Source organism: Botryobacter ruber (assembly GCF_003347595.2).
In the GTDB taxonomy this organism is placed as follows: domain Bacteria; phylum Bacteroidota; class Bacteroidia; order Cytophagales; family Hymenobacteraceae; genus Pontibacter; species Pontibacter ruber_A.
This window is the reverse complement of record NZ_QCZK02000004.1, coordinates 80,763-98,509: the sequence shown is the minus strand read 5'-3', so window position 1 is coordinate 98,509 and position 17,747 is coordinate 80,763. Positions and strand designations below refer to the sequence as shown.

12 protein-coding genes are annotated in these 17,747 nt (G+C 51.0%); 5 read left to right on the top strand and 7 right to left on the bottom strand.

Annotated elements, in window-relative coordinates; genetic code table 11:
* Positions 1-129: 129 nt before the first annotated feature.
* The 4 genes from DCW36_RS00635 to DCW36_RS00620 form a co-directional block, all read right to left on the bottom strand.
* Positions 130-1,812, bottom strand: a complete 1,683-nt coding sequence (locus DCW36_RS00635) for a polysaccharide lyase (protein WP_114782517.1) — start codon at positions 1,810-1,812, stop codon at positions 130-132.
* A gap of 328 nt (positions 1,813-2,140) precedes the next feature.
* The gene (locus DCW36_RS00630; RefSeq protein ID WP_114782516.1) at positions 2,141-3,817 is read right to left on the bottom strand and encodes a pectate lyase family protein; all 1,677 of its coding nucleotides are present in this window, start codon (positions 3,815-3,817) and stop codon (positions 2,141-2,143) included.
* A 658-nt stretch (positions 3,818-4,475) separates the two neighbouring features.
* A complete protein-coding gene (locus DCW36_RS00625) occupies positions 4,476-5,198 on the bottom strand; it encodes a DUF3826 domain-containing protein (RefSeq protein WP_240675988.1) in 723 nt (240 codons plus the stop codon).
* Positions 5,199-5,956: 758 nt separating this feature from the next.
* Entirely contained in the window at positions 5,957-9,574 is a 3,618-nt protein-coding gene (locus DCW36_RS00620) for a choice-of-anchor tandem repeat GloVer-containing protein (RefSeq protein WP_114782515.1), read from the bottom strand.
* Between the two features lie 620 nt (positions 9,575-10,194).
* Between DCW36_RS00620 and DCW36_RS00615 the strand changes: the two genes are divergently transcribed.
* The 5 genes from DCW36_RS00615 to DCW36_RS00595 all read left to right on the top strand — a co-directional run bounded on the left by DCW36_RS00615 (position 10,195) and on the right by DCW36_RS00595 (position 16,086).
* Positions 10,195-11,214 carry a LacI family DNA-binding transcriptional regulator gene (locus tag DCW36_RS00615; protein WP_114782514.1) on the top strand — a complete coding sequence of 340 codons (1,020 nt, stop codon included), beginning with the start codon at positions 10,195-10,197 and terminating at the stop codon, positions 11,212-11,214.
* Positions 11,215-11,224: 10 nt separating this feature from the next.
* The gene (locus DCW36_RS00610) at positions 11,225-12,427 is read left to right on the top strand and encodes an iron-containing alcohol dehydrogenase (protein WP_114782513.1); all 1,203 of its coding nucleotides are present in this window, start codon (positions 11,225-11,227) and stop codon (positions 12,425-12,427) included.
* Between the two features lie 142 nt (positions 12,428-12,569).
* On the top strand, positions 12,570-13,490 hold the full coding sequence (locus tag DCW36_RS00605; RefSeq protein WP_114782512.1) for a dihydrodipicolinate synthase family protein: 921 nt from the start codon (positions 12,570-12,572) through the stop codon (positions 13,488-13,490).
* A gap of 377 nt (positions 13,491-13,867) precedes the next feature.
* Positions 13,868-14,917, top strand: a complete 1,050-nt coding sequence (gene pdxA, locus DCW36_RS00600; protein WP_114782511.1) for a 4-hydroxythreonine-4-phosphate dehydrogenase PdxA — start codon at positions 13,868-13,870, stop codon at positions 14,915-14,917.
* Entirely contained in the window at positions 14,917-16,086 is a 1,170-nt protein-coding gene (locus tag DCW36_RS00595) for a four-carbon acid sugar kinase family protein (protein ID WP_114782510.1), read from the top strand. The genes pdxA and DCW36_RS00595 overlap by 1 nt, the downstream gene beginning before the upstream one ends.
* A 450-nt stretch (positions 16,087-16,536) precedes the next feature.
* On the opposite strand, the gene DCW36_RS00590 is transcribed toward DCW36_RS00595, so the two are convergent.
* From DCW36_RS00590 to yidD, 3 genes are all read right to left on the bottom strand, one after another.
* A complete protein-coding gene (locus DCW36_RS00590; RefSeq protein ID WP_114782509.1) occupies positions 16,537-16,779 on the bottom strand; it encodes a UPF0175 family protein in 243 nt (80 codons plus the stop codon).
* Between the two features lie 137 nt (positions 16,780-16,916).
* A complete protein-coding gene (locus tag DCW36_RS00585; RefSeq protein ID WP_128396928.1) occupies positions 16,917-17,240 on the bottom strand; it encodes a hypothetical protein in 324 nt (107 codons plus the stop codon).
* A 249-nt stretch (positions 17,241-17,489) separates the two neighbouring features.
* Positions 17,490-17,711, bottom strand: coding sequence for a membrane protein insertion efficiency factor YidD (gene yidD / locus DCW36_RS00580; protein ID WP_114782530.1), 222 nt, complete (start codon positions 17,709-17,711; stop codon positions 17,490-17,492).
* Between the last annotated feature and the right edge of the window lie 36 nt (positions 17,712-17,747).

Here is a 17,747-nt window from a genome sequence, read left to right as displayed (position 1 = left end):
AAGTCACTAATCACGGAACGGTTACTTTTCAGCACTTTTTAGAGGGTATGTTTCAGGAAGCCCTGCTGCAGGTTTTACCTCACAGCAGGGCTTGTTTAAATTTTACTGATTCGGAAACCGGCGCTGCGCTTATTTTCTGGCGCTGGCCAGTGTATCAAAATTGTTTTTCGGATCTTTCCAGTCTACTTTTTTAGTTGGGTCGATGCCGTTGATGTATTTCTCGATGTTGGTATAACCGTCGCCGTTAATGTCGCCGTTGGCGTCGGAAGCATCGTTCGGGTTCAGGTTGTATTTCTTTTCCCAGTCGTCGGGCATGCCGTCGTTGTCGGAATCTTTGTAGGGTTTGCCTTTGTATTGCGGATAACCGCCCACCTGGCTGACGTGCGTGATAATGCCTTTCTTATAGGAATCTTCCGGCAAACGACGCTTGATAAATTCTTTGCCAACACCGGTCTGAATGTTTTTCTCCTTGTACTCTATCTTCCCGGTTCGCACCTGCCGCACAATCCGCTCGTCTACCGGGTCGCGCTTCGGCAAGGTGGCACCTGCGTTGGCCAGCACATACTCGTAGGCATCTTTGGTGGGCACAATGGTTACCGGAGCCATCGGGAAAGGCTTCTTCATCCGGATAAGCTCTGTGTATTTACCGGCATTGGCCTGGTCGCCTACCTGCACGCCGCCATCCCAGTTATCTTTGGTCACACGTTCGTTGCCTTCCATAATGTTGCCTGTTACATACGCGCGCCCGTATTCCTGCACACCTTTTGCTGCCCTGTTCGACTCCGGCTTCAGGATACGGAAGCCTTCGGGCTCGTTGGTTGGCGTGATCGGACCCGGCTTGTAGTAGTTGTTGATAAAGTTGAACTGTGAGCGGTGGTCGCCGCCGTCGGCAGAACGGTTCCACCAGTTAAACACCACGTTGTTCACAAAGTTAAAGCTGCCATACATCCCGATAGACGGGTTGCGGGAAATATTGCTGGCCCACAGGTTTCGGGCAAAGGTGCTGTTCAAGCCACCAATGGTGCTGCCAAAGGCGTGGTTGTAGGTATCGAGGCACTCGGAGGAGATGCAGTTCTGGAACGTAACGTTTACCGTCGGCAGCTTCTGCAGCTTCCCGTCGCCGGCATCGTACTGGTGGCGGTACATCGAAATATTTTCATCCAGTCCCCAGCTGGCCGACACGTGGTCCACCATCAGGTTGCCGATCGGGTTGCCGCCCAGAGCATCGTCGCGGCGGGTAACGTCTGTTCCGCCTCTGCGGAAGCGCATGTGGCGGATCACCACATCGTGTGTGTCAATCCACACTGTCTCCCCGGCAATACACACCCCGTCGCCAGGAGCCGTTTGTCCGGCAATGGTAATATAAGGCGCCCGCACAATAACCGGGCTTTTCAGGTTGATAATACCGGCTACGTTAAACACCACAATGCGCGCGCCGCCCTGCTCGCAGGCTTCCCGGAAAGAGCCGGGACCGCTGTCGTTGAGGTTGGTTACGACAAACACTTTACCGCCACGGCCACCAAAGGAGTACATGCCCCCGCCTTCCGCTCCCGGGAACGCCGGAATATCAGCCTGTGGCAGGTCGGATGGCACAGCAGCCCATGGAATATACGGTTTGCCTTCCAGCGCTTCTTTTTGAATGATGGGCAGCGCTTTTTTCCAGGCCTCGTCGGAACGGCGTTTTACTGCGTCCAGGTCAGCTTCTGCTTTCGCCTCCATTTCCGGCGGAATGGTGGGATATTGGGCAGTGGCTGCAGGAGCAGCACCCAAGATGGCGGCAATGCTTAAAAAGGGAATGAAATACTTTTTCATATATGACTTTTTACTGATGATCAGTTGTATTGCTCAACTTAAAACATTCAATTACAGCTGCTGCACTACCCGGTGAACAGCAGCGGCTGTGGTGGCAGGAGCAGTGGCATAATTTCGGTGCGATGCAGGCACTTTTTTTTCTGCTGCCCCTGCCACCACAGCCGCTGCACCTCTGCTAAAGCTGTTAGGCGCTTGCTGCCAGCTAGTACAGTTTAAATACTGTACCGTGAAACTGATAACGGAGAAACCTCACTGCAAAACAGCGAGGCATCTCCCAACACTTCAAAACAGCTAAATTAAAGTAGTGTTATCAGTAGTAACTATTGGCTTACTTGCGGGCCAGTGTATCGAAATTATTTTTCGGATCTTTCCAGTCTACTTTTTTAGTTGGGTCGATTCCGTGGATATATTTCTCGATGTTGGTATAACCATCGCCGTTGATGTCGCCGTTTGCATCGGAAGCATCGTTCGGGTTCAGGTTGTATTTCTTTTCCCAATCATCCGGCATACCGTCTTTGTCAGCATCTTTGTAAGGCTTGCCTTTGTATTCCGGGTAACCGCCCACCTGGCTGATGTCGGTAATAATACCGATTTTGTAAGAATCTACCGGCAGTCGGCGGTGCTTGAAGTTCGTTTCAGGCAGTTTCACTTTCTTTTTAGGATCGATCTCACCGGTTCGCACCTGCTCAACCACGCGGGCATCTACCGGGTCGCGCTTCGGATGCGTGGCGCCTGCATTGGCCAGCACATAATCATACGCTTCTTTGGTTGGCATAATGGTCACATTGGACGGCATCGGAAGCGGGCTGGTGGTACGCATCTTATCGCGGTATTCGCCGGTGTTTGGCAGATCTTCTACCTGCACGCCACCGTTCCAGTTGTCTTTGGTTATCTCCGGATAGCCTTCCATGATGTTGCCATTCACATAAGCACGACCGAACACCAGGTAACCCAGCTTGCTGCGTCCCGACTCCGGCTTCAGGATACGATGTCCTACCGGAGAATCTTTCGGAGTAGCAGGTCCCGGTTTGTAATAGTTATTGATGACATTATAAAGGGCTGTATAGTCGCCGCCGTCAACGGAACGATGCACCCAGTTAAACACAATATTATTCACGAAGTTAAAGATACCGTTCCAGCCGATAGAAGGGTTACGGCCGGCATTGTTGGCCCACATGTTGCGCATGAAGGTACAGTTCTCCCCGCCCAGCGTGCTGCCGAAGGCGTGGTTCCAGGTATCGAGCGCTTCCGAGAAAATGCTGTTCTGGATGGTGATGTTCACCGTAGGAAGTTTCAATTCTTTGCTGCCATCACCCGGATCGTACATATGGCGGTACATCGACATGTTCTCATCCAGTCCCCAGCTGGCAGACACGTGGTCGATCATGATGTTGCCCACCGGATTGCCCCCAATGGCGTCATCGCGACGACCCACATTTTTTTCGCCACGGCGGAAGCGCATATGGCGGATCACCACATCGTGCGTATTGATCCAGAACGATTCACCAGCCACGCAAACACCGTCGCCAGGAGCAGTCTGTCCGGCAATGGTAATGTACGGCGCACGCACGATCAGCGGGCTTTTCAGACGGATAATCCCGGCTACGTTAAACACCACGATACGCGCGCCACCCTTTTCACATGCTTCGCGCAAGGTACCCGGACCGCTGTCTTCGAGGCTTGTTACTACATATACTTTACCACCACGGCCACCGAAGGAGTAAGAACCACCACCCTCAGCTCCCGGGAAAGCCGGGATATCCGCCTGCGGCAGATCGGTTGGCCTGGCAGCCCACGGAATGTAAGGCTTGCCTTCGCGTGCTTCTTTTTCAACGACAGGAAGCGCTTTCGCCCAAGCCTCGTCAGAGTGACGCATGGCTTCTTCCATCATTTTGTTCGTTGCTTCCTGCACTTCTTTAGGCACGTTCGGATATTGTGCCGAAGCTGTTGGAGCAGCCCCCAACAGCGCAGCTAATGCCACAACCGGGATAAAGTATTTATTCATATCATGAAGGTTAATTAATACAAACAGCGGCGATTCAGAAACACACTTCCGGAACCAGCTCAACTAAATTCCTGACAAGAAGCGAACAGAACTGCATAAATCACCGAAAACATCGCAGCCTGACCTGCTCCATAACGTGTCTCAAAATCGTGTTACCGCAAAAACACCCATCATCAACACGCCCTAACAGTGGCTGTTTATTTAAATATAAATATGATTTTCAAATATACAAAAATAAATTCACAATCATTTGTTAGCGCACCAGAAATTTTCCATTTTTTCAGGTGGCAAGGCTGTGGTGGAAGCAGCAAAAAAGCTGCCACGCCCAAACAATATCTTTATATTATAATATTTACACCAAAATACGCAAATCGGAGAGGTGCAAAAAAATAGGAGGAACAGTTACATTCCCCCTATCAGTATTTTCCAGGATACAGGATAGCACCTGCAGCTAACAGCATACAGCTGTTTATTCCTTTGGACACTTACCTGTTTAAGTGACCCTGTTGTTCCCGGGTCGTTTGTGCGCAGCGGCTCATTTATTTACAAATAACCGGCCGCTTTACGTCATGTTTTATATTCCTGATACAGAGCCTCCTGTAAAAGGCTTGCAGATGTATTCTGGTTATTCTCATATGTTACACCAGGCAGCAACCTTCTATTTTTTGGCGGCTTCTTTCGCAGCAGCTTCCGCTTTGATGCGCTCCTGCCACTCATCGCCTGCTTTTTTCAGGTCGTAACCGGCAGCAGAGAGGTAGTTGTTGATGCGGCCTTTGTACTTACCAAACCAGCCATGCTTTTCGTGCGACGAACCGGCATCCATGGCATGCTCACGTGCCTCTACCAGCCAGTCCCAGATCTGCTTTTTCTGCTCCTCGGTCAGGTTGGGCAGCATATCCTGGTAACCTTTGTAGGTGATAGGAACCACACCGTAGGTCATGCCATCCTTTACCCCGTCTACCTGCTTGGGCGTCAGTTCCGCCTGCAGGTTGGCCACGTACTTTTTGTGCAGTTTTTCCAGTTCCTGATTGGTAAATGCTTCAATCTCTGTTTTGCGTTCTTCAGCTGCTTTTTTGTTTACGCCGGCACCCTCTTTGGCCGCTTTTACGCGTGCATCGCGGAATTCATGCAGGTAACTCAGGTCGCGGTACTGCTGCGCGATCAGGTTGCGCACGCGCAGGGCTTTGGCTTTATTTTTTACGCCCAGGTTGGCCACAATTTTATCGGCCCGTTCGTTTGTAACCCGAATGTACGCTGCCTCTTGTTCTTGTTTCGTTGGTTTAGCTTCTTTCTGTGCCATGGCCGGCGCAGCAGAAAACAACATCACCCCCAACAAAAGAGAGCATCCTTTTAATTTCCAGTTTACATTCAGGTTCATCATTATTACTATTATCTGGTTAAAAAATATTTTTCTAAAAAAGAAGTACGGTAAACTACCAATAGTAAGCAACAAGCTGCAACAGCAGGCTTCGCGCCCATTTGCTACCTCGCTACTAAGTTACCATATTTATATATAAAAACAATATTCAAGAGCGAAAATCATTTCTAGCGTAACAGCTGTTCCGGCAGATTAATTTCATTGGGCTGTAAATTATCCGTCATTTCCACCAAAAACTCCTGAAGAATTCATCACCGGATAGCTCGTCCGGGCATAAAGCAGCAGCAGCGGGTTTGGTGGCAGCAGCAGAACACTTTAAAAACGACAAAAGCCCGCTGCGGGATCGGGCTTTTGTATTGGCTGTACAATTTTACTTTTTACGTAAACTCGGGAATGAAAAAATTTTAAACCAAACTGTGACTGTTCATCCGGTGTCCTCTTACCTGCCTGTTTCATAGTAAGCCTTGTGCGCTCCTCGGCCGTGGGGCCGCGTTTTCGCTTCCGTCGCTGTCTATGTGAACCTGCCCTTCGCTGCGCTGCGGGCTGCTGAGCAGAGCTCAGCACCGGAACACATAGAAGGCTCCTCCTGCGAAAACTGGAAACTTTTTCCTTCGAGCATAGAACAAAGAACTACTTTATTTAACTTTCTTATTATAAGAACACTTTATACTTAGTTTAATTTCGAGTTCACATTAACTTTTTACCAACCACTTTTTCAGGAGCAGCGGCTGTGGTGGCAGGAGCAGCAGACTTTTTAGCAGCTATTTATCCAGTACTAGGGTCTTGGTTCTGCTTCCTTCCTTACTGTGCAACCTGACGATGTAAAGTCCCCTGGCTAATTTACTACCATCCACTTCTACCTGGTTGCGGGCGCCCGGTTCAGCTGTTCCATTTTTCAGCAAGGTGACCAGCCTGCCTGTTGCATCGTACAACTCCACCACATAGGCTCCGCCCTGCTGCAGCGTGAAGTTCACCGAGGCTTTTTGCACGAACGGGTTCGGGTATACCTGCAGCGCTTCCTCCGGCTCCGCTACCTGTAACTTTTGCGCTGAAACGGCTGCCGCCTCCGGGGTAACAATAAATTTCGCTTTGCTGATATCCGTGCCGTCTTTGGTGCTGATACTGATCTTGCTGCTTTTGGCGCCTTTTGGAATTATCACCAGTACGGTGTTATCATCCACTACCTTTACCTTGGCAGCCGCCACACCATTAAAGGAAACCGAGGTTGTATGCTTTAGGTTGGCCCCGATCAATGTCACCTCTGCTCCTTCCGGACCTGCGGCTGGTGTAAAGCTAACGATTGCAGGCCCCGATTTGGTGACTTTAAATTTCTTGTCACTTTTTGAGTTACCCGAAGCTGTCGCTACTACAATGTTACCGGTTTTGGCACCCATGGGCACGTAGGCTTTGATGGTGTACTTGTCTTTGACATAGAAACTGGAGGGAACTCCATTAAAAGTAACCTGCTGCACCTGGTTAAAGTTTTTCCCTTTGATGGTCACCCTGGTATCCACGATGCCTGCAGCCGGGCTAAAGGAAGAGACAACCGGGGCTGCACCAGGCGTGAGAACCGACACAGTTAATTCAGCACTTTCGGCACTGCAGCCGCCTGCAGATGCAACCAGCACTTTTATCCTGGCCTTGTCGGAGAGACCGGAGGAGGACCAGGTATTATCTTCGGAGGCTTCCTGTACCACCTCGCCGTTGAGATAAAAGGTATATGCTGTGCCGCCGCCTGCCGTAAACATCACTTCGTCTCCGGGGTTGATAACATTATCGGCATCCGAACTGACAAGGGAAGGCACCGGCGACTCCAGCACTTCTACCTGCTGCATAAAACGCTCTTCGCAGCTGCCCTGCCGGATGGTGAGCTTTGCGGTATAAGTACCTGCCGTGGCATAGGTGTGACTGATGTTGCCCCTGGTGGTGTAGTCGGTAGTGCCGTCGTTGTCTACGTCCCAGGCATAAGTTGCTCCGGCAGCTACATTAGCTGAGGCATCGGAAAAGACAGTAGCGCTACCGGCACAAAGCGGGGCGGCTGTGAAGGAAGGAGCGGGTGGTGTGCAGCTGATCGCTTTCAGCAACACAAGGCTGCCTTGCGGATTGACGCCATCTTCAGGGCTAAGGTGCCTGAGGACAGAGAACTGAGAGCCATCGGCACTGACTTTAAAAATGGTACCAAAGCCATTGCTGCCACCATTCGGCGTCATCCCGTAGAAGCTACCATCCGCACCTTCCACTAAATCACTTAACGGACCATTTCCATCTGTGGCAGCGTTGAAATGCCGGAGAATTGCAAAGTCTGTGCCGTCACTGTTAATTTTGAAGATGGTACCCCCCCAGTACGTTCCGCCTAACTGCGTCATGCCATAGAAGTAACCATCGCTGCCTTGTACCAGGCTGCCGTAGGAAGTAAAACCTTCCTTCGCAGTATCCATTTTCCTGATAACAGTATATTCCGTCCCATTGGTATTGACTCTAAAGATAATTCCGGACTGGGCCATACCATAAAGCTTGCCATCCCGACCTTGCACCAGCCCACCTTGCGGACTACCTCCGTCAGTGCCGCCTGTAAAAGCTTTAAGAACAGCGAAACCAAAGCCGTCGCCGTTTATTTTAAAGATGGTTCCATCATGAAGGTTATTGTCATCATCACTTGTATGTGTCATTCCATAGAAGCTACCATCTGCACCCTGAATCAGCCCGGCATGCGGAAAACTGCCGTCTGTTGCATTGTTAAATCTTTTCAAAACAGAAAAGCCTGTGCCATCGGCTTTAATTTTATAGATCGTCCCATGGCTGTTAGTACCACCGCTGGCTGCTGTCATACTGTAGAAATAACCGTCCGTACCCTGCACCATTTTACTGTTGGGGTAAACACCTTCTTCGGGGGTGAAGTTTTTAAGAACCGCTATCACCGTACCATCGGAACGCATTTTTAAGAACGTACCAAACCCGGACGGTCCGCCATATGTGGCCGTGCCGTAGAGGAAACCATCGGCACCCTGCATCACACTTTTATCGGGCCTTAATATATCTTCGGGAGAAGGAATAAAGTTACTGAGCAACGTAAAACCAGACCCGTCGGTGTTTATTTTAAAAACAGTTCCAAAACCTGCCCCCCCTCTGCTGGTCATCCCGAGCAGGCTACCACTTAAATCCTGCACCAGGCTACCATATGGACTAGCACCGTCGGTGGATGCATCCAGGTGTTTTAAGACTGTAAAATCATTCCCATCACTTTTAATTTTGAAAACTGTCCCACCGCCCTTAGTACCACCAATCCACGTCATGCCATAGAAGTAACCATCCGATCCTTGTAACAAATCTCCAAAAGGACTACTCCCATCTGTTGCGGAATTGAAATCCTTGAGAACGGCAAAACCTTTTCCGTCTGTCCCGATTTTAAAGATAGTACCACCTTCGTTACCCTGCAGGTTTTCACCATAGGCCCCTCCTGCTTCTCCCATGCCATAGAGGTACCCATCAGCCCCCTGAACCAGGCTACCTTGTGGATAGGCTCCTTCTGCACTGCTAAGGTTTCTGAGAACAGTAAACTCGGTGCCATCAGAGTTTACTTTGAAAACAGTACCCCGGCTCTTACTACCGCCAGCACTTGTCAGGCCGTAGAAGTAACCATCGCTAAGCTGCAACAAACTGCCATAGGGAGCCCGGCCATCTGTGAGCGATTCAAAGTCCCTGAGCACCTTATAGTCTGTGCCATCACTGCTAATTTTAAAAATAACTCCACCACTGTGCTTGCCACCGAAAGAGGTCATACCATAAAAGTAACCGTCTTTACCCTGCACCAGGCTTCCGGAAGGATAGAAACCATCAGCAGCCGGATCAAAACTTCTGAGGACTGTAAAACCCGAACCGTCGCTTTTTATTTTAAAAGCTGCCCCTCTGTCGTATTTACCTCCAGAAAAGGTTAAACCGTAGAAGTAGCCATCACTGCCCTGCACAAGGTTTCCTTTGGGACTACCGCCATCTGTTGGTGCGTTAAAGCTACGGAGCACAGTCAGGCCGGTACCGTCTGCCCCTATCCTGAACACCACACCGGCTCCTGTACCACCCGATCTCGTCATGCCATAATAATTTCCGTCCGCACCCTTTACCAGGCTTCCCTGTGGAGAAGAAGGCGGGCTTACATAGGCTTTGTGAACGGTAAAGTTTTCGCCATCACTGTTTATCGAAAAGAAGGTTCCGGCACCGCCCGGGCCTAAGCGATTCGTAAGCCCCCACAATTCATCCTGCGCAGAAGCAGAATCGGAAAACAGGCAGCCCAAGCTTACCACCAGCACCCACACCCGCAGGCAGGACACCACAGATCCGGGCACCTTAACGGGCGCTACGGGTATTTGAAGTTTTGTATCCATACAGAATAAGTTTTAAGCTTTATAGACTCTTGACAATAAAAGCGATAAGCAGGCTTTTACCGGGAAAAGGTAAAATGCAGCATTGAAAAGGCAACAGAAAACGCGTAAACAGGCGCCAGCACAGAACCAGCCAGAAGCATCAACTGAGAAAACACCAGCAGTTAAAACTAATACTATTTTTATATTTTTTTGTTATTTAAAAACACAAAATACAATATAGCAACAGCAGTAAAATCAGGGTAAGCAGCAGGAAAAGGCGGGTAACACGTCTGTAATAATTAGTAAAAAGCAGCACACCCGGTATAACAGGCAACCCCACCAAGCGGCATCCGAAACACCTGCACCCGGAAAAGGGGAAGTACTTCCATTTTTCCAACTGCCAGGCCTCTTCCACGGGATCGAGGCATGTTTTAATCTGTACCCGCACCCTCCATTGCCACAGCACCTCCTTCGCCCTGCTTTCCGCACCATTGGCTAAAAATTTCTTTCATTTTCAGAAACAATTGCTTAGCTTAATTACTGAAAACGTTTTCATAAATAATAAAAGCAGCAGAAACAGCTTTTCAGCAGCCAAAGCAGGCCAGGCCATGTAAACGTTTCCAATAATTTTCCCTTTGCCCATGACCAAACTGATTGATGTAGCCAAAGCCGCCGGCGTTTCGATAGCCACTGTTTCCAGGGTGCTCAACAACCCCGAAACGGTGAATGCCGACACGCAGCAGCGCGTGCAGCAGGCCATCAAGTCGCTCAACTTCCGTCCAAGCCGGGTGGCGCAGCGGCTGCGCAGCAAGGGGGGCAACAGCAAAATCATCGGGCTGGTGCTGCCGGATATTCAGAACCCGTTTTATGTGGATGTGATTCGCGGCATAGAAGAAGTAATGTATGAGCATGGCTACGCCGCCATTATGTGCAATTTCGCGCAGGACGAGAAACGGGAGCGGCTCTACCTCGACATCCTCAAATCTGAATCGATTGACGGTCTGATTGTGGCGCCGGTGCACGGGCGCGACCAGAAAGTGGCCGGACTGGTGCTGAGCGGTCTGCCTATCGTCTGCATCGACCGCGGCCTGACGGGCGTGGAAGCTGACGTGGTGCTGGTAGACAACCAGCAGGGCGCTTACGATGCGGTTAGTCATTTAATCAAACTGGGGCACCGGCGTATTGCCTATATCTCAGGGCTGCCGCAGATCCCAACCAGCAGAGCCCGCCTGGCCGGTTACGAAATGGCTTTCCGGGAGAACGAGCTCGTGGTGGACGAGGAACTGATAAAATACGGCGACTCGAAACACGAAAGCGGCATGAAGCTCACAGAAGAGCTATTAGCACTTCCCACCCCACCCACTGCACTTTTTACGGGTAACAACCTGATTACCCTGGGCGCGCTGGAGACGATACACCGGCAGGGTCTGAAAATTCCGGAAGAAATAGCGCTGGTAGGTTTTGACGATATGTACTGGTCCATCTCGCTCAATCCGCCGCTGACCGCTGTAAAGCAACCAGGCTTTGAGATGGGCAAACGGGCAGCCGAGCTGCTCTTCCAGCGCATCAAAGACCCGTCGCGGCCAACCGCAAAAGTAGTATTCGATGCCAAACTGCAGGTAAGAAGCTCCTGCGGGGCAACAACCATAAAAACATCCTAAAATTCCAGGTATGGACAAAACTATAACAGAACAGCAAACAGCAGCTCCCGAAGCTGCCTTCGTCAACACACTCCCCCTGACCATCGGGTTTCCGGGCAAACTGGTATTCGGCAAAGGCGTACTCTCCCAACTAACCGATGAAATCAGCAGTCTTGGTTGCACCAGCGTCTTCATCGTCACCATCACACCGCTCCTCCCGCAACTGGAGAGCCTGCTGCAGCAGCTCGGGCAGCAGGGCATCCGTGTCGGCACCGACACCAGCATCGTGCAGGAGCCGTCGTTCAGCGATTTTGAGAAGCTGATGGTGCAGGCAAAGGAGGCAAACCCGGACGCGGTGATAGGCATTGGCGGCGGCAGTGTGCTCGATGTGGCCAAACTCGTAGCCGCGCAACTCGATAACACGCAGACGCTGCAGGAGATAGTAGGCATCGGCAACCTGAAAGGCCGCAGCTGCAAACTCATCTGCCTGCCCGCCACCTCCGGCACCGGCAGCGAAGTATCGCCCAACGCCATTCTGGTAGACGATTCCGACAACCAGAAAAAAGGCATCATCAGCCCATACCTGCTGCCCGACGTGGTGTACGTAGACCCGCTGCTGACCATGAGCGTGCCGCCGCAGATTACTGCCGTTACCGGTCTCGACGCCCTCACCCACTGCCTCGAAGCGTACACCAACAAGTTTGCGCAGCCATTCATCGACATCTTCGCCCTGGAAGGCATCCGGTTAATTGCAGCACACCTCACCACTGCCGTACAGGACGGCGCAAACGAGGAAGCACGCACGCAGGTAGCCATGGGCAGCATGCTTGGCGGCTTCTGCCTCGGCCCTGTAAACACCGCCGCCGTACACGCTCTTGCCTATCCGCTGGGAACCTCCTTCCACATCGCCCACGGACTCAGCAATGCGCTGCTCCTCCCCTTCGTGATGGAGTTCAACTTGCCTGCCGCTCCCAAACGCTACGCCGAAGTGGCAGTAGCCCTGGGCTGCGAACGTGCCGCCACCGACGAGGCAACAGCCCAACGCGGCATCGAAAAAATCCGCACTATTATAAAGGAATGTGGCGCCCCGGCAAGACTCCATGAAGTAGGTATTCCGAATGAAGCGATTCCGCAAATGGCCGAAGACGCCCTGAAGATTCAGCGGCTGCTGAAGAACAACCCGCGGCCGGTTACGCTGGAAGATGCGGTGGCGATTTATTCAGCGGCTTATTAAATGTAGGAAAAAGTCCCCCGACGCTAGTGCGAGCTTGCAGCTCGTACTTTCTGACCATAGCTGCGAACAGGCAGCTTAATAAATAGAAAAGGTACGAGCTGCAAGCTCGCACCAGCAAAAGATAATGGCAACAGCAAAAACAATGAAAAGACATAGCAAATACAACGGCGTGGTAGTCCCCACTGTCACACCACTCACCGCCGACTTTAAATTCGACCAGGAGGCGTTTGAGAAGATGGTGACGAACTTCCGGCAGCACAATACCATGCCCTTCATCCTGGGCACCACCGGCGAGTCTGCCTCGCTCCCTTTCTCCCTGAAGCTGGAGTACATCAAGTTTGCCGGAAGCATCAAGCAGCCGGGCGAAGTGTATTACGCCGGCATCGCCTCCAATGTACTGGAGGAATCGGTGGCGCTGGCACACGCGGCGTTTGAGGCAGGCATCGACGTGGTGGCAGCCAACCTCCCCTCCTACTACGCCCTCACCGAAAAGCAAATGTTTACCTACTTCGAACACCTGGCTGACCAGGTGCAGGGACCGCTTATCATCTACAACATCCCCGCCACCACCCACATGTCCATTCCGCTGCACGTGCTCGACAAGCTGAGCCAGCACCTGAATATTGTGGGCGTAAAGGACTCGGAACGAAGCGAAGAGCGCCTGCAGGAGTCGCTGGAGCTGTGGGCCGACCGCGAAGATTTCTGCTACTTCCTGGGCTGGGCAGCCCAATCGGCCGAAGCGCTGTTCCGTGGCGCCGACGGCCTGATCCCCAGCACCGGCAACTTTATCCCGGGCATTTACCAGGACATGCTACGAGCCGTGGATGCAGGAGACCGGGAGAAGGCGTTCCATTACCAGCGCCTGTCGGATGCTTTTGGTGCCCTGTACCAGTCCGGCCGCACCCTGGGCGAATCGCTGTGGGGCCTGAAAAAACTGATACAGGAAACGGGACTTTGCCAGCCCTACATGATGTCGCCGCTGTCGCTGGGCACGCATGAGGAGGGGGAAATGCTAAAGCAGAATCTTCACGACCTGCTGCGGAAGGAAGGGATTCAGCTGTAGCAGAGAAGCACTGACCTCGCAGCGTCTTCAAGACCTGCGAGCGTCTAAATTGTCAGAACCAGGATTAAGCAGATTTTAGGATTAACAGGATTTGAGTTTTTGTGATTGATTAACGTTTCAGCCACCAGACACTCGCAGGAGCTGCGCACACTGCGAGGTCTTTTGTAAACCTTTTTCACAATCTCTATACTTTTGAATCAGCAAATTATTCAATCCTGTCAATCCTAAAATTCTGCAAATCGTGGTTCAGACGAAAAAGACCTCGCAGTGTGCGCAGCTCCTGCGAGTGTCTGAAGAAAAGAACCTCACCTGAAGCAGAAGACTTAATCACACCAAATCATTTAAATCAAAAAAATCACAGTTCAGACAAAAAATATATGTCACAGAAACCAATTATCGGCGTAACCATGGGCGACCCGGCGAGCATCGGCCCGGAAATCGCCGTAAAAGCATTGCTCGACAAGAATATTCACGCCATCTGCAAACCACTTATCGTAGGCGACGCAGGCGTGTTCCGGCACATCATCCAGAAGCTAAACCTCGATGCTAAAGTAAATGCGATTCATGACGTGAAAGACGCGAAGTTCCAACTCGGACTGCTGGACGTGTACGACCTGCAGAACGTGGACCTGGAGCAGCTGAAGTTCGGCGAGATTTCCGCCATGGCAGGCGAAGCTTCTTTCCGGGCAGTGGAGAAAGTGATTCAACTGGCCTTAGCGAAAGAAGTGGATGCTACGGTTACCGGACCCATCAACAAGAAATCCATCAACGAAGCGGGCCATCATTTTGCGGGCCACACCGAGATTTACGCCACCCTTACCGGCACAAACAAATACGCCATGCTGCTGGCCGAAGACAACCTGCGCGTCATTCACGTGTCTACGCACGTGTCGCTGCGCCAGGCGTGTGATAACGTAAAAAAGGCGCGAATCCTGGAAGTTACCGAGCTGCTGCACAACGGACTCAAAAGCCTGGGCGTGAAAAACCTGAAAATCGGGATTGCCGGGCTGAACCCGCATGCCGGCGACTCCGGCCTGTTTGGCACCGAAGAAGCGGATGAGATACTGCCAGCCGTAGAAGAAGCCCGTCGCCTGGGTTACGATGTGGAAGGACCGGTACCGGCCGATACGCTGTTCTCGAAGGCAGCAACCGGTTACTACGGCGGTGTGGTAGCCATGTACCACGACCAGGGCCATATTCCGTTCAAGCTCACCGGCTTTAAGTGGAACGCCGAAAAGCAGCAGATGGACAGCGTAAAAGGCGTAAATATCACGATGGGCCTGCCAATCATCCGCACTTCCGTGGACCACGGTACCGCTTTTGAAATTGCCGGAAAAGGCGTAGCCAGTCCGGATGCAATGATTCTGGCCATTGAAAATGCCGTGCAGTTGGCGCAGTATCGGTCAGTAGAAAAAGAGACTGCCTGATGATAGCCGTCATAGCAGATGATTTAACCGGGGCGGCAGAACTCGGCGGTATCGGGCTGCGGTACGGGCTAGAGGTGGAGATAAATTCGGAAGTAGACCCGCAAACAAAAGCGGACCTGCTCGTTATCTCCACCGACACCCGCTCCAGAAGCCAATCCGAAGCGGAAGCCATTATGGCCAAAGTCACCGAAGCTATAGCGAAATTACAACCGCGCCTGCTCTTTAAGAAAACGGATTCGGTGCTGCGGGGCCACGTGCTGGCCGAAATGCAGGCGCAGATGCGGGTACTCCACCTGCACCGGGCGCTGCTGGTGCCCGCCAACCCCGCCCTGGGCCGCACGCTCACCGACGGCACCTATTACCTGCACGGCACGCCGCTGCACGAAACCAGCTTTGCCTCCGATCCGGAGTTTGCTATTACATCGGCAAGTGCAGTGGCTATGGTGAGAGCTGCAGCAGGTCAGGTACAGGTCCTTAAACCTTCGGAGCCGCTGCCACCAGAAGGAATTGTGATAGGCGAAGCCAAAGACACCGCCGACCTCACGGCCTGGGCGAGTCAGTTGGATGAAACCGTGTTTGCAGCTGGTGCTTCGGGTTTCTTTACAGCCATTCTGGATACGTTGCAGGTGAAAAAAGCTACTGAAAAGTCGACTGCACCTGCCACCATAGCCTCTCCTGCTCTGTATGTGTGCGGCAGCACCTTCAGCAACAGCCGCGATATGGTTCGGGCAGAAAAAAAAGCCGGCGGACCGGTTGCCTACATGCCCGCCGCTATTGCACAGGAAGAAGCACCTTCAGAAGAAAGTTTTGCGGCGTGGCGCGAAGAGGTGGTGGGATACCTGCAGGAGCGCGGGAAAGCCATCATCGCCATCGACCCGGCCACGACTGGACCGGCAGCCACCGCCGATGCCTTACGCAAAAAAATGGCGGAGGGCGTGCAACTGATGCTCGAGAAAACGGAAGTGCGGGAAATTGTACTGGAAGGCGGCGCTACGGCAGCAGCCATTTTCGACCGGCTCGGCATGCACCAGTTCTACCCTCTCCACGAATACGCCACCGGCGTCATCCGGATGCAGGTAGCGGCCAAACCCGGCCTTTGCGTCACCCTCAAACCCGGCAGCTACACCTGGACGCCGGAGATATGGGATTTTAAGGGGACTGCTGTTTGAAGTTGGATTTGTGGGATTGATGGGATTGATTAGCCTATGCACAGGTTCAATGCCTGTCCCTGTGCATAGGCTAATCTTGTAGGTAGATAGCCTACACCTGTTACCATTGTCTTTGCTCCTCAAGAAGAGGAAAATACTGCTACTTCGGATTTCTTAATCCGGAGTATTACTGTTGCGGGTCTCCAGACCCGCGTGCCACAGCAGCTGGTCAACGGGGATTAAGAAATCCCCAACCATGTATTTCCGGATTGATAAATCCGGAAAAGCGATAGCTGGTAGCGTCAGCCACGAAAACTAAAAGCTTTCCTCATAAAATGAAGCAGGTTGAAAGTTTGAAAGAGAGGCTTGTTTAACTCCTGGAAAACTTTCTCTGTGACAATAATTTGTGCATAGATTTTTTGCAACAGTTCCAACTCTCCAATCTTATAGAAGAGTATAAGGCAGCTGGTATCAGAGACTATGACGGGAGGCGTTCCTGAAATCTTCATCTAATTCGTCTGCCGGGTAATTAAAAAGAGACACACCGTAGTCCGCTAACAATTCCATAAATGTTTCTTTAGAATAACCTGCCATCTCTGCACCCTGCCCCAGCGTCAGCTTTCCTAGCTCATACAGCTTTGAAGCCAATGCCATTCTTGCCTCTTTGTCACCTAAATCGACAGTACCGGGTATTTGTATCGTAAGCTTCCTCATATCCCTAAGTTAATCATTTTCTATAAGAACGTTAGCTTCCTGCATGCAGTTCTTTTGACATGGCTATGTTGCTGATTTAGGCTGCCAACGAGATGTCAACAAGTATGAATCCTATGTCATAACCAGATAAACTTATTCTATTTTATTATTACCTTATAGTCAAGTTGCTCCAACTCGCCAACAGTTAAATCTAACTTTTTGTATATATCACTTGGCTGTAGGGAATCCCCTGGCAATTTAGCTTCAATTTTTTCCCTCAAATACGAAGTTATTGTTAGTCCGCCATACTCGCGAGAAAATTGCCTGAAACTTGTATTGACTATACAATCGACTACTGTATCACCTACACCGAGAGCATAGGGATTATTTTCAAAATCTAAGTACTTTTCAGCGTATTTTGGGTCATTAGAAATATTATGCTTATAGGCTATATTGTAGGACCAAGAATTTTCTTTATTCAAGGGATGTACATAGAAATACAACTGGTGTTCAGTTGAATTGATAATGGTTAAATCACATTTAGTAAAGTCGCAGGAGCTAAGAATAAAAAGTACTGTAAAAAATGGCCAGTTTCTCATAATACAAATTTTGAAACACTTGAAATAAAGACTTAAAAGAACACCACAGCACCTGTCACCACAGTCATTGCTCCACCACCCCACCTATTCATAACCTCCCCAATAACCAATAACGAATAACCAATAACTAATTCACGGCACCGGATCATACCCGCTCCCGCCCCAGGGGTGGCAGCGGCCAATCCGCTTGAGTCCCATCCAGCCGCCTTTAAACGGGCCGTACTTTTTTACCGCATCCCGCGTATACTGCGAGCAAGTCGGGGTATAGCGACAACTTGCTGGGGTTAAAGGCGATAGCAGGTGCTGGTACATCCAGACTAGGCCTAATACTAATTTCTGTAGGATCCAGGTCATAATTTTATGTTTTTGTTTCTGCACCTCAATTGCATA

Excerpts from the sequence above, each read along its gene's own strand:
- DCW36_RS00635 (WP_114782517.1), bottom strand. The coding sequence starts at position 1,812 with ATGAAAAAGTATTTCATTCCCTTTTTAAGCATTGCCGCCATCTTGGGT.
- DCW36_RS00630 (WP_114782516.1), bottom strand. The coding sequence starts at position 3,817 with ATGAATAAATACTTTATCCCGGTTGTGGCATTAGCTGCGCTGTTGGGG.
- DCW36_RS00625 (WP_240675988.1), bottom strand. The coding sequence starts at position 5,198 with ATGATGAACCTGAATGTAAACTGGAAATTAAAAGGATGCTCTCTTTTG.
- DCW36_RS00620 (WP_114782515.1), bottom strand. The coding sequence starts at position 9,574 with ATGGATACAAAACTTCAAATACCCGTAGCGCCCGTTAAGGTGCCCGGA.
- DCW36_RS00615 (WP_114782514.1), top strand. The coding sequence starts at position 10,195 with ATGACCAAACTGATTGATGTAGCCAAAGCCGCCGGCGTTTCGATAGCC.
- DCW36_RS00610 (WP_114782513.1), top strand. The coding sequence starts at position 11,225 with ATGGACAAAACTATAACAGAACAGCAAACAGCAGCTCCCGAAGCTGCC.
- DCW36_RS00605 (WP_114782512.1), top strand. The coding sequence starts at position 12,570 with ATGAAAAGACATAGCAAATACAACGGCGTGGTAGTCCCCACTGTCACA.
- pdxA (WP_114782511.1), top strand. The coding sequence starts at position 13,868 with ATGTCACAGAAACCAATTATCGGCGTAACCATGGGCGACCCGGCGAGC.
- DCW36_RS00595 (WP_114782510.1), top strand. The coding sequence starts at position 14,917 with ATGATAGCCGTCATAGCAGATGATTTAACCGGGGCGGCAGAACTCGGC.
- DCW36_RS00590 (WP_114782509.1), bottom strand. The coding sequence starts at position 16,779 with ATGAGGAAGCTTACGATACAAATACCCGGTACTGTCGATTTAGGTGAC.
- yidD (WP_114782530.1), bottom strand. The coding sequence starts at position 17,711 with ATGACCTGGATCCTACAGAAATTAGTATTAGGCCTAGTCTGGATGTAC.